Source organism: Phnomibacter sp. (assembly GCF_036803085.1).
Taxonomy (GTDB): Bacteria; Bacteroidota; Bacteroidia; order Chitinophagales; family Chitinophagaceae; genus Phnomibacter.
The window spans coordinates 553,604-569,691 of the sequence record NZ_DAIRUZ010000001.1; the positions used below are offsets into that span (position 1 = coordinate 553,604).

12 protein-coding genes are annotated in these 16,088 nt (G+C 47.4%); 4 read left to right on the forward strand and 8 right to left on the reverse strand.

What is annotated here, in order from left to right; translation table 11 throughout:
• Window positions 1–15 precede the first annotated feature (15 nt).
• A complete protein-coding gene (gene ahcY, locus V7Q13_RS02380; protein WP_333799083.1) occupies window positions 16–1,341 on the reverse strand; it encodes an adenosylhomocysteinase in 1,326 nt (441 codons plus the stop codon).
• A gap of 73 nt (window positions 1,342–1,414) precedes the next feature.
• On the opposite strand from ahcY, the gene V7Q13_RS02385 reads away from it, so the two are divergent.
• The 3 genes from V7Q13_RS02385 to V7Q13_RS02395 all read left to right on the forward strand — a co-directional run bounded on the left by V7Q13_RS02385 (window position 1,415) and on the right by V7Q13_RS02395 (window position 4,775).
• A complete protein-coding gene (locus V7Q13_RS02385; RefSeq protein ID WP_333799084.1) occupies window positions 1,415–1,954 on the forward strand; it encodes an Lrp/AsnC family transcriptional regulator in 540 nt (179 codons plus the stop codon).
• 198 nt (window positions 1,955–2,152) lie between these two features.
• The gene (locus tag V7Q13_RS02390) at window positions 2,153–3,244 is read left to right on the forward strand and encodes a hypothetical protein (RefSeq protein ID WP_333799085.1); all 1,092 of its coding nucleotides are present in this window, start codon (window positions 2,153–2,155) and stop codon (window positions 3,242–3,244) included.
• Window positions 3,245–3,272: 28 nt separating this feature from the next.
• Window positions 3,273–4,775, forward strand: a complete 1,503-nt coding sequence (locus V7Q13_RS02395; RefSeq protein WP_333799086.1) for a T9SS type A sorting domain-containing protein — start codon at window positions 3,273–3,275, stop codon at window positions 4,773–4,775.
• 174 nt (window positions 4,776–4,949) lie between these two features.
• Here the strand turns inward: V7Q13_RS02395 and V7Q13_RS02400 are convergent, their stop codons facing one another.
• From V7Q13_RS02400 to V7Q13_RS02410, 3 genes are all read right to left on the reverse strand, one after another.
• On the reverse strand, window positions 4,950–7,490 hold the full coding sequence (locus V7Q13_RS02400) for a TonB-dependent receptor domain-containing protein (RefSeq protein ID WP_333799087.1): 2,541 nt from the start codon (window positions 7,488–7,490) through the stop codon (window positions 4,950–4,952).
• Between the two features lie 193 nt (window positions 7,491–7,683).
• Window positions 7,684–8,517, reverse strand: coding sequence for a diaminopimelate epimerase (gene dapF / locus V7Q13_RS02405; RefSeq protein WP_333799088.1), 834 nt, complete (start codon window positions 8,515–8,517; stop codon window positions 7,684–7,686).
• A gap of 37 nt (window positions 8,518–8,554) precedes the next feature.
• Window positions 8,555–9,433 (reverse strand): nucleoside phosphorylase, encoded by an 879-nt coding sequence (locus V7Q13_RS02410; protein ID WP_333799089.1) that lies wholly within the window; start codon window positions 9,431–9,433, stop codon window positions 8,555–8,557.
• Window positions 9,434–9,803: 370 nt separating this feature from the next.
• On the opposite strand from V7Q13_RS02410, the gene V7Q13_RS02415 reads away from it, so the two are divergent.
• Window positions 9,804–10,214, forward strand: coding sequence for a hypothetical protein (locus V7Q13_RS02415; protein WP_333799090.1), 411 nt, complete (start codon window positions 9,804–9,806; stop codon window positions 10,212–10,214).
• A gap of 94 nt (window positions 10,215–10,308) precedes the next feature.
• Here V7Q13_RS02415 and V7Q13_RS02420 read toward each other — a convergent pair whose 3' ends face one another.
• The 4 genes from V7Q13_RS02420 to V7Q13_RS02435 all read right to left on the reverse strand — a co-directional run bounded on the left by V7Q13_RS02420 (window position 10,309) and on the right by V7Q13_RS02435 (window position 16,080).
• Window positions 10,309–10,800: a GNAT family N-acetyltransferase gene (locus tag V7Q13_RS02420; RefSeq protein WP_333799091.1), complete on the reverse strand. Its 492-nt coding sequence runs from the start codon at window positions 10,798–10,800 to the stop codon at window positions 10,309–10,311.
• A 3-nt stretch (window positions 10,801–10,803) separates the two neighbouring features.
• Window positions 10,804–11,310: a hypothetical protein gene (locus V7Q13_RS02425; protein WP_333799092.1), complete on the reverse strand. Its 507-nt coding sequence runs from the start codon at window positions 11,308–11,310 to the stop codon at window positions 10,804–10,806.
• 15 nt (window positions 11,311–11,325) lie between these two features.
• Complete coding sequence (locus V7Q13_RS02430; RefSeq protein WP_333799093.1) at window positions 11,326–13,995, reverse strand: valine--tRNA ligase; 2,670 nt, start codon at window positions 13,993–13,995, stop codon at window positions 11,326–11,328.
• A gap of 72 nt (window positions 13,996–14,067) precedes the next feature.
• Window positions 14,068–16,080, reverse strand: coding sequence for a hypothetical protein (locus V7Q13_RS02435; protein WP_333799094.1), 2,013 nt, complete (start codon window positions 16,078–16,080; stop codon window positions 14,068–14,070).
• Between the last annotated feature and the right edge of the window lie 8 nt (window positions 16,081–16,088).

Below are 16,088 nucleotides of genomic sequence, written 5' to 3' on the forward strand. Positions count from 1 at the left end.
TAGCTGATAATTAGCTTAGTAACGGTACATGTCTGATTTGAAAGGACCAACCTTGCTGATACCGAGGTATTCGGCTTGAGCGTCGGTCAATTCGTCCAGCTCAGCACCCACTTTGGCCAGGTGCAGGCGGGCTACTTTCTCGTCGAGGTGCTTGGGCAGCACATACACTTTGTTTTCGTAGTTGGCGTGGTTGGTCCACAGTTCAATTTGCGCCAGTGTTTGGTTGCTAAAGCTGTTGCTCATAACAAACGATGGGTGACCGGTAGCGCAACCCAGGTTTACCAGGCGGCCTTCTGCCAGCAAAATGATGTCTTTACCATCCACATTGTACAGGTCTACCTGTGGCTTGATGGTGTCTTTGGTATGACCGTAGTTGGTATTCAACCAGGCTACATCAATTTCAATATCGAAGTGGCCAATGTTACACACAATGGTCTTGTCCTTCATGGCTTTGAAATGTTCGCCGGTAATGAGGTCGCGGCAGCCAGAAGCAGTTACTACAATGTCGGCTTCTTTTACAGCATCCTTCATCTTCTTCACTTCAAAACCGTCCATGGCAGCCTGCAGGGCGCAAATGGGGTCGATTTCGGTAACGATAACACGGGCACCGGCACCACGCAGCGACAGGGCAGAACCTTTACCTACGTCGCCATAGCCGCCTACAACGGCTACTTTACCCGCCATCATTACGTCAGTGGCACGACGGATAGCATCTACCAGACTTTCCTGGCAACCGTATTTGTTGTCGAACTTGCTCTTGGTTACGCTGTCGTTTACGTTGATGGCAGGAATAGGCAAAGTGCCTTTGGCCATACGTTCGTACAGGCGGTGTACACCTGTTGTGGTTTCTTCGCTCAGGCCTTTGATGTTGGCAACGAGCTCAGGGTATTTGTCGAACACCATGTTGGTGAGGTCGCCACCATCATCCAGAATCATGTTCAACGGACGATCGGCACCACCAAAAAACAGGGTTTGCTCAATACACCAATCGGCTTCTTCAATGGTTTGACCTTTCCAGGCAAATACACCCACGCCGGCAGCAGCAATTGCCGCAGCAGCCTGATCTTGTGTAGAGAAGATGTTACAGCTGCTCCACTTTACTTCGGCACCCAGGGCTACCAGGGTTTCGATGAGTACAGCAGTTTGGATGGTCATGTGCAGGCAACCGGCAATGCGGGCACCTTTGAGCGGCTGGCTGGCGCCATACTCTTCGCGGATGGCCATCAGACCGGGCATTTCGGCCTCAGCCAAACGGATTTCTTTGCGGCCCCACTCTGCGAGGCTAATATCTTTCACCTTGTACGGAAGGCTGAAGTCAATAGTAGAAGCTAAACTTGACATAGTTTTTAAATTAGTGTTGCAAAAGTACATTTGGTAGAATAATATTCCAACGATGTAGAATAATAAAGGCAATATGCGTTTAGAAACGGATATTTACAGGACAATTGACCTGTTTTATATGCCAATCAACCACAAAACAGAAAATTCCACTAACAGCGTAGTGCTCGATGCCAAAGACCTGGCCATTTTGCAGTTGCTGCAAGACAATGCCCGCATTACTGTAAAGGAAATTTCGGAGAAAATACACCTGAGTACCACCCCCGTGCACGAACGCATCAAACGCATGGAAGAAAGCGGCGTTATCCGCCAATACGTAACCCTGCTGGATGCAGAAAAAGTGCGTAAAGGCCTGACCGTTATTTGCTATGTAAGCTTAAAGCAACACAGTAAAGAAGCTGGTAGCAAATTCATTCAATCCATTTTACAAATGCCCGAAGTGGTGGAGTGCTACAATATCAGCGGCGAGTTCGACTTCATGCTCAAGATTGTGGCAGAAAATATGAACAGCTACTACGACTTCCATGTAAACAAGTTGGGCGAAATAGACAACATGGGCAATATTCAAAGCGTATTTGTGATGGGGGTTATTAAGCAAACGCACCGGTTGGTGTAGGCGAGAGTTGGTAGGTTGGGAAGTTCACAGGTTTACAAGTTCCAAAGTTTATAGCTTACCTGTGAAGTCATGCTAACGTAGGAAGCATCTCATCAAGAATAAGTTGAACTGAAATATCGAATGCTTTTATACCCCCAATGGCGTATTGTTGGGGAGTAGGGGTGAGGGTACTTTAGCCATCTAAATATTCCTTCCCTCATGAAAGCAATTCTCCTCTCACTTTCTTTTTTTGGAATGGCCGCCACTGCGCTGGCCACGGTGCATACAGTAAGCAACGATCCTGCCACAGTAGCCCAATTCAGTAATCTGCAAACGGCAATAGATGCAGCCGCTTCCGGCGATACGCTTTTTGTACATGGTTCGCCTACTATTTACACAGGTGTTACCTGGGCCGATAAAAAGCTGGCAATTATAGGGCCGGGTTTTGCCCCCGATAAAGAGTTGACAGCAACCGCAAAAATTGCCGGCATTACCATCCGCAATACAGCCGCCGATGGCTCTTCTAGTGGCACAGAACTAAATGGATTGGTGCTGACAGGACAACTTAATGTGTCCGATGGATTTTCAGGTTCGCAGCCCGTTAATAACCTGCTGATTCAACGCTGTGAATTTAAAAGCACTTTACGAATTGGGTCTGCTGGCGGTGGCTATGGCAACTACTTATTCGAAGGCAACTACTTCAATGGTTCTGGAGTCGACAACGGTAATCAGTCGGGTAGCACCTTCAGCAATTTTATCTGGCGCAACAATGTTTTCCGCAATGCTCTCAATGGTCGCTGTTTCGGATTTTTTGAAAATACAGCCAACATGTTGGTTGATCACAATCTGTTTTACACATCCAATTCATCATTGACTGTTTTTGTAACCTGTTCTAATTTTCTTGTAACGAATAATGTATTTCTGAAATCAAACGCAGCAGGAGCCAGCAACAGTGTATTCAACAACAACCTCACTTTTAATACCCCCAACAATACGCCCTGGGCGGTAAACAACAACGTTGATGGTGGCGGCAATGTCAGCAACCTCGACCCGCAAATGGCCGATCAAACCAATATTAATAACGGGGTCGATAATCCGGTGTTAGATTTTACCATAGCAGCGGGTCCTGCCAATGCCAGCGGTAGCGATGGCAAAGACATGGGCCTGTTGTTTGATGCTACAGGTACAGCCAACTGGGCCAACAGCCGCAACAGCCGATTACCGAGGGTTACAAAAATGAATATTCTCAATCCTACAGTAGCACCCAATGGTACACTCAATGTGCAGGTAGAAGCCAAAGTGAGCAACTAATCCATTTTTCACACATCAATTTTTGAGGATGAAATATAAATGGATTAGCATGTGTCTGCTGTTGTTATGGACAGGCACTGCTCAAGCCCAAACCATTGTCGGCGGTGAGTTTTTTTTCGATCAAGATCCGGGAGTGGGCAATGCCGTGCCGGTGAGTGTAACTGCTGCTGCACAAATCAATCAGCAAGTAAGTGTGCCCATCGGAGCATTGCCAGAAGGCTTTCACAGTTTGAGCATGCGGTTTAAAACCAATGCCGGCCACTGGGGACAATACACACAGCGGTTGGTGTACGTGTTAGCTACAGGTAGTTCATCCGTGAGCAATCTTGCAGCCGCAGAATATTTTATTGATAATGATCCAGGCTCGGGCAATGGACAAAGCTTTGCTATAAGCAACGGCAGCACTGTAAGCACGTTATTAAATATTTCACTCAATGGTTTGAGTGAAGGGTTTCATACGCTGGCTATCCGGTTTAAAGATGCCACGGGAAAATGGGCGTTGTATTCACAGCGGATGTTTTATGTGGCTACCAATGCAAACACGGCAGCCAATATTGTTGCAGGTGAATACCTGATAGATGCTGACCCCGGAGTAAGCATTGCTACACCTGTAGCTGTAACCATTACGCCTGGTACTACAGTGGCTACGTTAATCGATGTTCCTGTGGCAGGTTTGTCGGAAGGCTTTCATACGCTGGCTTTGCGTTTTAAAAATGCCGACGGTGTATGGGGTGCGTACTCACAGCGGCTGTTTTACATTACGCCATCGGCCTTGGCTACGGGCAATATTGTGGCTGCCGAATATTTTATTGATACCGACCCCGGAATTGGCTTGGCGGCTAATTTACCAGTGCCTGCACCTACACCAACCATTGTCGGCAATTTTGCTGTTGCTGTTCCAGCAGTGCTTTCAAACGGACAACATTTTTTGTTTGTTCGGGTGAAGGATGAGCAGCAACGCTGGAGCATGTATGCCATGGATACTTTTACGGTGAACAATGCATTGCCCGTAACTGGCATGACACTGCAAGCCAGCTGGCAAAACAAACAGGCATTGCTCACCTGGCATACACTTACCGAAACCAACAGCCGGTATTTTGACATTGAAAGAAGTGCCGATGCTATCCATTATCAGCGGGTTGGTAAAGTGCCTGCAGCAGGTAATAGTGTGCAAAAAAGACAATATCAGTTTATTGATGAAAGTGCACAGGCTGGTGTACGTTACTACCGGTTGAAGCAATTGGATGAGGATGGCGCATTTGTGTATAGCAATGTGGTGATACTGGCAAATACACAAGCGAACACAAACCTGCAAGCCATGCCCAATCCGGCCAGCCATCAGGTGCGGTTTGCTATTCCGGCCAGTAATCAGAAGTTGGTGTTTTCCGTGTACGATGCTGGCGGAAAATTCGTTTTCGCCACCTCATCAGCCCAACCTGTACTGGATGTGCGAAGCCTTGCAGCCGGTACTTATTTTGTAACCATTACCAATGGTGTACAGCATTGGCAGGCGAGGGTTGTAAAGCAGTAAATGAACATTGAATATTGACGCTACCAATGATTTTTGCATGAGCACTAAAAAAAGATAGCCTCGCAATTTACGGGACTATCTTTTTTTATGTAAGTCACGTTATATTCTTTACAACTACCTAAAAATAATCCGTGAAAATCCTTATTAATCCTGCAAATCCGCGTCCCATCAAATCTATCCTTCCCTGCCTTCACCATCGCCACCTTCTTTGCGTTTGAAAATCTGCAGGTCTTTGTTGCCAAAGCGATAGCTAAATGTCAGGCGGATAGTCCGCACATTCCAACGACGAAAAGAGTCTTGGTAAAAACGGTCGGTATCGGTAATGGTACCCATAATGCGACTGTTGAATACATCCTGCACATTGAACGTCAATGTGCCTGCGTTATTCTTCAGGAAATCTTTGCGAATAGCAAAGTCCATGGATTGCTGCGCTTTCATGCGGCCTTGGGGTATCACCCGTGGGCTCTCATATTCGCCCATCAGTTGAAAGGAAATATTGTTGAGCAGTTTACTTTCCGGCTTCACAATTTTATAGTTCATGGTCAGGCGGGCATTCCAGTTAAAACCATAATTGCTCAGGTTCAGGTTGTTCACAATTGCCTTTACATCGCGGTACTGAAAATTGAGGTTCGGCGAAATGTCGAAGGCCGGTGTAAACTTGTGCTGCCAGGTGAGTTCGAGGCCGCTGCGGTTGGTGCGGTCGGCATTGATAAAAGTTGACACCAATGCAGTTGGCGTGATGCCTGCGCTGCCCAATTGCGACAATAAATCAGCACTAATGGTGTCGGTGTATTGTGTGATGTCTTCTGTGTTGTTTCTATAATAAGCCGAAATTAAAAAGTTGCCTTTCTCATACACCCGGTTGTAGTTTACTTCAAAGCTGTTGGTAAACTCTGGACGCAATGCCGGGTTGCCTTTGCGAATGTTTTGCGGATCGCTGATATCGGTGTACGGATTGATTTGCCAGAAATTGGGCCGGCGAATGCGGCGGCTGAAATTGATTTGCAAATCGTGACCTTCTTTCAGTTGGTACGTGAGGTACAAACTGGGGAAGAAAGCATTCCAGATACCGCTGCTTTTGTTGGGATAGGTATAGCCAAATTTTTGGGCACTGTCTTTCAGTTCGCCATCAAACTTTGAATATTCAAAACGCAGACCAGCCTGGTATTTCCAGCGTTTGCCCAAGGCATTGCTGTAGTTGCCATATACGGCATTAATCATTTCTTTAAAACCATAATTGTTGCTCAGCGGCAGTTTGGTATTGCCACTGTTGGCTACGCTAAATACATCCAGTTTATCGTTGCTGATGTTGTGATAGCTGCGGGCTCCCAGTTCCAGTTTGCTGTTTTCGCTGATGGGATTGACATAGTCTGTTTGAAACGTGTACTGCCGGCCATTGCCCACACCTTCGTTGCGTACCAGCACTGCTGCGCCATTGGCATTGCCATCGGCAAAATAAAGTTGGTTGCTGATGTCGTTGGCGCCGCCATTGGTACCGCCGTTGTAGGTGAAATCGGCCGTCCATTCTTTTCCTTCTTTGGCAAAAGTGCGGCGGTAGTTCACCTGTGTGTTTTGGCGTTTAAAACCAAAGTAATCATTGTTATAACGGATGCCTGTTTGTGTCAATTGCCGGTTGGCATCGTAGTAGTTTTGGTCTTGTATTTCTTCAAAACCAAAACGACCATCTACAAAACCCTGGCTCACACTGATAGAGTTCATATCATCCATGAAATAATCGAGCCCGAAGCGGCCGGAGGTAAACCTGCGGCTGCGGTCACTTTCGGTACGCTGGTTGAAGTAGGAGCTGGCTTGTCCGTTTTGCTTGTTCGTACGGTCGGCCTTGCTGATGGCAGTACCACCGCTACGGTTGTAACTGCCGCTGGCAAAAAAGTTGAGCTTGCCCTGGCGGTAGTTGATGCTCACATTGCTGTTGAACACTTTGGGAACACCGCCACCAATAGAAGCTGTGCCGTTCATGCCATTGCGCCGGCTCTTTTTCAATACCACATTAATGATGCCACCAGTGCTGCCAGCATCGTACTTGGCTGATGGGTTGGTGATGACTTCCACTTTTTCAATATCGTCGCTGGGTATTTGCTCCAGTGTGAGAATAGTGGGGCGGCCATCTACAAAAATTTGTGGTGAGCTGTTGCGCAGTTGCACGTTGCCATTCACATCCACATTCAGGCCGGGTATGGTACGCATCAAATCCACAGCGGTTCCGCCTTTGCTCACAATGCTGGCTTCGGCATTAAAAATGCGGCGGTCTACGCCCAGCTGCATGAACGGCTTTTTGGCGGTTACCACCACATTGCCCAATTGGTTGCTGGCTTCGGTAAGGGTGTAGCTGCCGGCTTTTAGCTGGCCGCTGCCCGTGAGCCACACAATGGGTTCGAGCACCGTGGTAAAACCAATGAGGCTGATTTCTATTTGCATGGCTTCGGAAGCCACGGCTTTTACCGTAAACTCACCCAATTTATTACTGATACCTACGGCAAAAAAGGTATCAGTCTTGGTTTCATTTTTTACAAGTGTGTACACCGACACCGTGGCGGCTTCCAGTGGTTTGCCATTGCTACCTTTCACCGTACCACTTACCAGTACGGTTTGTTTTTGAGCCACGGCCAACAGGCTGCTACACAACATTACAAACAGGAAAAACCAACGGCGGCTAACGATGGAGCGGGAGTGAAAATGCGTCATTTGAAAAAACATGCTGTATCGGACGATGATTGTGTTGCTATCCAGTACACACAAGCTGTTAAAGTGTTTGGCAAATGGCCAAAAAAAATCCCCGCTTACGCAGGGATTCACTGTAAAGAAATTTTTTGATAAGCCACGAATTCACAGATGGGGATGGCAATTATTATCCGGATAATCTGTGAATCTGCGGCCCCCGAACTTTTGCCTATTTCAGCTCAATAAAACCATCAAACACTTTTTCGGCAGGGCCTGCCAGCCATACGTCTTCAAACACATCATCGTCTTTGCGGTCAAATTCTACATAGAGCTTGCCGCCCTTGGTGCGAATGTCTACATGGTTGAAGCCGCGGTCGTTGTGGGCATTGGCGATAGCCGCTGCCGTAACGCCGGTGCCGCAACTGTTGGTTTCGTCTTCCACGCCCCGTTCGTAGGTGCGTACATAGAGCTTGGTACTGCTCAGAGGTTCTACAAAATTTACGTTTACACCGTCGGCTTTAAAGCGGTCGCTGTAGCGGATGCTGCGGCCTTCGCTTACCACATCCAGTTCGGTGATTCGGTCTACACTTTTTACAAAATGCGGAGAGCCGGTATCGAGTAGGTCATAGTTGCCATTGCGTTCGAGGCTGCTCACATTTTTCATTTTCAAGCGTACCCAACCGTTCAGTTCAATAGAAGCGTAGTGTTCGCCATCAATGGCTATGAATTTGAATTCACTTTTGTGAATGCCCATGTGGTGAGCAAACTTCACCAGGCAGCGGCCGCCATTGCCACACATGCTGCCTTCCTTGCCGTCGGCATTGTAGTACACCATGCGGAAATCGTAGCCAGGCGCATTGCGTAGTTCCATCAATCCATCGGCGCCAATGCCAAAATGCCTGCGGCACAAAAAGGCTACCTGCTCGGTCGTCAGTTGTATTTTTTCGTCACGGTTATCAACCAGCACAAAATCGTTGCCGGTGCCGTGGTACTTGTAAAAATGAATGTTCATGAAAAGCTTGTCGTTCAGTTTTTCAAATGGCTCAGTCAATCTGAACCACAAAAGGATGAAATGTTTGCCGGGCAAAGCCTGACATCGGTCAGTCGATGGCGGCTATTTTATCCAGCGCATTTTCAATCAGGTTGGTGACGGCTTTGCCGCCATCTGACGAGAAAGTTTTGCTTACCCGGTTGGCTACCACGGCATTGAGGCTGAGGCAGTGGTGGCCCAGCAAACGGCCGAGGCTATAAATGGCGCTGGTTTCCATTTCAAAATTGGCAATGCGATGGGCACCGCTGCTGAAATGGGTAAAGGCTTCAATCAATCCCGGATTGCGCAGTCCAAGGCGCAACACCCGGCCCTGCGGTCCGTAAAAACCCGGACAGGTAACGGTGATGCCTTGATGATAGCCTTCTACAAAATGCTTGAGCAGCTGCACACTGCAGGCTGCGAGGTAGGGCTGCGAAAACTGGCTGCCAAACTGCGTTTGCGTTACAAATTGCTGCAGCAGGCCCACTTCTTCTTCGGTTTGTTCAAAAGCGTAATAATGCAACAGGTTGTCGATGCCGAGGCCATGTGTACCTGCCACCCAGCTATCCACGGGAATGTCGGCTTGCAACGAACCACAAGTGCCCAACCGAATGATGTTGAGGGAAGTCTTTTCTGGTTTTTCTTCTCGTGTATTCAGGTCAATGTTCACCAGCGCATCCAGTTCGTTCAATACAATATCAATATTGTCGGTACCAATGCCGCTGCTGATAACGGTGATGCGTTTGCCTTTATAAGTACCGGTGGCAGATACAAATTCGCGGTGCTGACGACTTACTTCAATGGTATCGAAATAGCGGCTTACCACAGCCACTCGGTCGGGGTCGCCCACGGTAATCACGGTGCCGGCCAGTTCTTCGGGCCGTAAATCGATATGGTACAAAGCGCCACGGCTGTTGATAATCAGTTCACTTTCAGCAATACGTTTCATGTGTAAACCCACTGGGCATTTTAAGTAATCAAAGGGGTAAAAAGTAAGTGCCCGTTGGGTAAAAAAGAATACCGTGTGTGCACCATTTTTGCGACTGCAATATCCGCAAACAACGGCACTTTGAATTTTCAATTTTTCATAAAGTTTGTTTCCCCTAATTTCGCAATCCCAAAACAGGGATACCTGTGGGGAAATTGACAATAAGGTACCGTGGCCGAGAGACTAGGCAGAGCTCTGCAAAAGCTCGTACAGCGGTTTGAATCCGCTCGGTACCTCAAGCTTTAAAAATGAAAATGATTACCTCCGGGTAATCATTTTTTATATCTGCGTGTTGCTTGTTTGGCAAACCGCCTAAAAACGACAAAACATTATGCAACGTACCTGGAGAAACTGGCTCGGATTGGCAGCATCGCTGGCCATTATTGGTTCCTGCTTTATGCACTGGACCTGGTATCCGGATATTGAAAAATTCTTCACGGGCTTTTTCACAGAGAAAAACTATTACGGCAAGCCAGCCTATTTTCTCATTTCCATGGCATTGATTGGCCTGGCTGCACATGCTCTCCGGAAAATTTGGTTGTACCGCCTCAATCTGGTTGCTTCGGGGTTGGCCATGGCATTTGCCATCCGCACATTTCTGCTGTTTACCAGCTCATACGATGGCTACCTGCCCGAAAAACAACCCGGCATTTACATCATGCTGCTGGCTTCCATTCTCAATTTGATCATTGGTATGATGAGTATGAATGAGAAACCAAAGAAGACAGAAGAGAAAGGCTAAGGTCGAGAGGAAGAAAGGGGAAAGTTAAGGTCAAGGTTAAGGTTAAGGTTAAGGCTGAGGCCATACATAGAAGCCTGCTTATATCATTAGCACATCAGCTAATTGCTTTCCTCATTTTGTAATCATTCATATAAAACCCCGCACCAATGGGGTAGTCGCCCTGGTCGTAAATCTGGTAACCGAGGTGTTGGTAAAAACCAACCGCATTGTTATTACGATTCACGTTTAAAATGAGGGATTTGGCGCCTTGCGATTTTGCCAAATTTTCTACCTCTGTAATCAGTGTTTTACCCGCACCTTTTTGTTGCAAAAAAGGAAGCACATACAATTTGTGCAGTTTCCATTCGCTGCCCTCCACCGGGCCAAAACCCGCAAAGCCAATGGCTTTTCCGTCTTCTTCTGCTATCAAAAACTGATGCCCTTCTTCCGTCATTTGGCGCCGCAATACTTCCTCACTATACATCATGTGGAGCATGTATTGCATTTGCCGTGGCGATAAAATATCGGCGTAGGCAGTGGGCCATACAAGGGCTGCCAAATGCTGGATGCTGGCAATGTCGGCAGTGGTAGCAGGTCGGATGTGCATGGCTTACAACAACTTCAAAAACAGGGGAGGTGCCTGGTATAATTTTTTCGTTTTGGGATGCTGTACAATAATGGCTTCAAAGAGCAGCTCTTCTTTCGTTTGCACGTACTCTTTCATTTCGGCCTGCCATGCTTCGGGTATGCGTGGGCTATCGTACACATCTACTGCCTGAAAGTTGGCAATGATTTTTCGCTTGCCGGTTTTGATATCATCGGAGGCTTCTTTTTTGCGCCAGCCAAACCGGAAACTCACCACCTGCATGTCGGTGCCCGTGGCTGTGTCCGTTACTACTAAGGGAGCATTTAACGCCAGCTTCCAATCGCTGATGAGCACAGGCATCCCTTTTTTGTAAGGACCAAACCGTACCTGCATTTTGGGCATAGCGGTATCGGCAGCAGTGAGCTTAGTCGTTGCAGTTGCGGGCTTGGGTTTTGCTGCCGGCTTGGTTTGTGCCAAACCGGTAGCACCCAGCACAGCTATCAGGAACATCCATAACGTGAAATGCTTCATGCGATTCGTATTTGCTTAGCCTAACGCTGCCAAACTTTCTTCTATTGTTTTGATACGGGCTTCGGCATCGGCTTTCTTTTTTTGCTCAATGGCCACCACTTCGGGTTTGGCATTGGCTACAAAACGTTCGTTGCCCAGTTTCTTCATTACCGTATCCAAAAAGCCTTGCTGGTAAGCCAGGTCTTTGAGCAGTTCTGCTTTCAGCGCAGCGGTATCAATTTCCCTTTCCGATTCAATGAAAAACTTTTCGCTTTCGATGGCAACCACCACAGTGTTGGCCACGGCTTCTTGTGTATAAAAAAGATCGGTGGCATTCACCTGCTTTTTCAATACCGAAGCAATGCTTTCGTAGTTCGATTGTACTGCCGTTTGAATGTGCAGCTTGATGGGATCTTTGGGTTTGATGTTGTTTTTCACCCTTGCTTCTCGCAGGGTAGAAATCACTTGCTTCAGCAGTTCGCCCTGCTGCAATAGTGCAGCATTGGGGGTACCTGCAGGCGACCACAAATGAGTGCACAAATCGTCGGTGCGTTGTGCAAGGTTGTGGTACAATTCTTCGGTAATGAAAGGCATGAAGGGATGCAACAATTCCAACAGCTCATCAAAATATTGTACGGTTTTGTTGTACACTTCAGCACTAATGGGTTGCTCAAAACCGGGCTTCACCCACTCGAGGTACCAGCTGCAGAAATCATCCCAAATCAAGGAGTACACGGTTTTCAAAGCTTCGCTCAGGCGGAACTGGCTCATGAGGCCGTCGAGCTCTTGCCTCACCTGTTGCAAGCGGGCACCAAACCAATCCACCGCAAACTGGCTGTCGGCCAATTGTGCGGCATTGTCTGCCTGGCGGCCTTCCCACATTTTCACCAGCTTCATGGCATTCCACAACTTGTTGTTGAAATTGCGGCCCTGTTCCAGTGAGCTTTCATCAAACAGCAAATCGTTGCCGGCAGGCGATGCAATGAGGATGCCAAAGCGAACAGCATCGGCGCCATATTTATCAATAAGGCCCAGCAGGTCGGGGCTATTGCCCAACTGCTTGCTCATTTTGCGGCCCTGCTTATCCCGCACCATGCCGGTGAAGTACACATCTTTAAAAGGACGTTTTCCTTCGTATTCGTAGCCGGCCATAATCATACGGGCTACCCAAAAGAAAATGATATCCTGACCCGTTACCAGCGTGGTAGAAGGGTAGTAATATTTCGCATCGGCGTTGCCGGGATTGCTGATGCCCTTAAACACTTCCATGGGCCAGAGCCAGCTGCTGAACCAGGTGTCGAGTACGTCTTCATCTTGTGAAAGACCACCGCTTTCCGACGACGAACGACCGAATTGTGATTGATAGGCAGATTCTGCTTCTTCTGCTGTAGCGGCTACTACAAAATTGCCGTCAGCATCGTACCAAGCCGGTATGCGCTGGCCCCACCACAGCTGGCGGCTGATACACCAATCTTTGATGTTGCTCAACCAGTGGCGGTAGGTATTCTTCAGTTTCTCCGGGTGAAATTGAATAGTGTCGTTCAACACATCTTCCAGCACCTGCGGGTTCTTCTCCATGAACGCAGTCATGTTGATGAACCACTGCAAACTCAGTTTGCTTTCAATAATGGCGCCGGTACGTTCGCTGGTGCCAACCTGTCCGCGGTAATCTTCTTCTTTTACCAATTGGCCCAGTGCAGCTATGTCTTGAGCAATTTTTTTGCGCAGCTCAAAACGGTCCATACCGTTGTAGGCCTGCACTTGTGCCGAAGGATTTTCTTCCATCAATTCGGCGGTGGTAAACTTGCCCGATGCATCGAGGGTATCGATGGCTTTCAGCTGGTGTTTGAGGCCGAGCATGTTGTCGTTCTTATCGTGTGCCGGTGTAATTTTTAATGCACCGGTACCAAACTCAGCATCCACGTATTCATCTGCAATAATGGGAATGCGGCGGTTGATGATGGGCACGATAACTTCTTTGCCGACAAATGCAGTATAGCGTTCGTCAGTTGGGTTTACACAAATGGCCACATCGCCCAAAATGGTTTCGGGGCGGGTGGTAGCCACCGTAATGCCACCGGGTGTACCATCGGCAAAAGGATAGGTAACGTAGTACAGCTTGCTGTCAATTTCTTTGAAGATGACTTCTTCATCACTCAAGGCGGTCAAACCAACAGGGTCCCAGTTTACCATGCGTTTGCCGCGGTAAATCAGTCCTTTGTTGTACAGGTCGATGAATACTTTAATTACCGACTGATAATAGTCGGGGTCCATGGTAAAACTGGTGCGGTCCCAATCGAGACTGCAACCCAGTTTTTTGAGTTGTTGTAAAATGATACCGCCATATTTCTCTTTCCACTCCCAGGCGTATTTCAAAAACTCATCGCGGCTGAGCGAAGATTTGGCAATGCCTCTTTCGCGGAGCATGCCCACCACTTTGGCTTCGGTAGCAATGCTGGCATGGTCGGTGCCCGGCACCCAGCAGGCATTTTTGCCCTGCATGCGAGCCCGGCGAATGAGAATGTCCTGAATAGTATTGTTGAGGCAGTGGCCCATGTGCAACACACCGGTCACATTAGGCGGCGGAATAACTATAGTATACGGCTCCCGATGGTCGGGGGTGCTGTGAAAATATTGCTTGTTCAGCCAGTGCTGATACCACTTGGCTTCGGCTTGTTGGTGGTCAAAGTTTTTGCTCAGTTCCATATCTATATAATGTAAGCTGCCGGGCAGCGGGGCGCAAAAATAACGAATGCGAAAGGCATTTACGTCGAAAGCTTACGGCGTGGTAGTTGCTTCCTGAGTAGCCGGGGCATCTATCTCCAGCGGAATTTCTGTACCAAAGAAGCTAAACGCAATTTGGGCCCCCACATTTTCGGCCGTTGAAAACAACAGCTTTCTGCTAAAGAGAATAATGCCCTTTTGATTGTACACATCAATATTGGCCGAGTACTTGCTCCCTTTTTTGCTGAATTGCACTACGGCTTTTGGAATGCTGCTGTTGTCATTGGAAGTAATATTACACTGTCGGATATCTGCTTGCACCTGGTTGGTTACTTTATCTGCTAAACCACTGAATTGAACCTGCATGCTAAATGGCAGGTTACTGAATGGAATAAGGGTTGGATAATGCTCAAACAGCAGCTGTTGAAACTGAATGGCTTTTGCTTCGTCATTGTCACGAACAGCCTGTTCCCACAGCCCCTCGTACAACCTGGCCATAAACAGTTTTTCATGGGCAGTGTCTACTACAGCACTGGTGAGTGTTTTGTATGTATCTGCAGCTTGCTGGTATTTTTTTTGCGTCCATAGCAACCGGCCTTCGTATAGTTTAAAGTAAGGCTTGATTTTTTCCCGTGGGTCCAGGCTGGCATACTCATGCATGAGCTTGCCGAAATACCTTGGACTAAACCGGTGCATGAGTGAAAAAACTTCATCGTAACTCACCGTGCTTTCACCACAAAACAAATCGTAAATAATGCGGCTTCTTTCAGGATTTAAAATCAACTGATTGGCGAGTAAATATTCATGCACATATTGCTGTGCCTGCAGCGATGCTACTTCGTACAACCACTTGGGATGGTACCACCAATTGGGGTGGAGAAACTTGGTGGCTGCTATTTGTTTTTCGAACCAGATCAGTTTCAATACACCAATGGTAAACTCATATTGAGGTTGTGTAAGGGTAGTGCCAATGTGAATCTCTTTAAAATGTGCCGCTTTATCTAAGGTGAGCCATGCGCTGTCCAGTTGCCCGTTGTACAAATAACTTCTTGCCAGTGCAATATTGTACCAACCAAAGCCCGGCGATGAATTGGAATATTGAATGGCTTCCCGGGCAATATCCATGGCGGCAACGGTTTTGCCTGCATATATCTGGAGTGTGGGCAGGTAGTAGTAGGGCTCCATCAAATACTTGATGCCGCCGTATTTGTATTTATCACGGTTGTACATTTCAGTAGCAGCCGCAAACTCACCCATTTCTGTTTTTAAACTGCCGTAGTTATTCCAGCTTACACTTCCGTTTGCAGCCAGTTGCTCATAATAATAGGCACTGCTATCGTAGTTCTTCAGATAGGAATGTATCAACGATAAGTTGTGGTAAATACTCAGTTTGTCTGGTATGCTTTGATAGTCGCCAAACCAAAGGTCATTGTTAGGTTTATTGCGGTCAATAAAACCTAAACCGTCGTAGCATAACTGCAAAGCCAGTTGTTCATTTTCAGCCACGCTATTGCGTAAAAATGCAAACTGCTTTTTGGTATAAAAACGATTGCGATGCACCAGCCACGACATGCGGCTGTACAATAAACTGTAATGGTCTTTTCGAAAATCTTTCGTTTGTACCCGTTGTATAACCCACCATGCACTATCAGGCATTTCAAGGTTTTCATACACTTCTCGTAGTGCACCAGCAATGTTCAAATAATCGGCATAGCGCAAATTATTGACCGTGTACGTGTACGGGTCGTTGTAAATGGTAGCCAGCAAACCGCCGTAATCTTTTTCTATCAGGTAAAACGATTTGCGCAAAATGGGCAATGCTTTTTGCAAACCACTCACATCTGCCGATCTGTCGTGCAGATACATGCCCTGAAACATCCAGCCTACATAATACGTGCTGTCGAGGCGCACAAACTCCTTGCCTCTGGGCAACGCATCTTTTTCCGTTGGCGATACGCCCATTCGCTTCGCATCTATCTCATACCGGGCAGCAGCATTTTGTGCATGGCTGTTCAGTATAAGCATCAGCAGTTGTAAAGTGAATATGTAACGAATGAGCAACTTCATAATAAGTA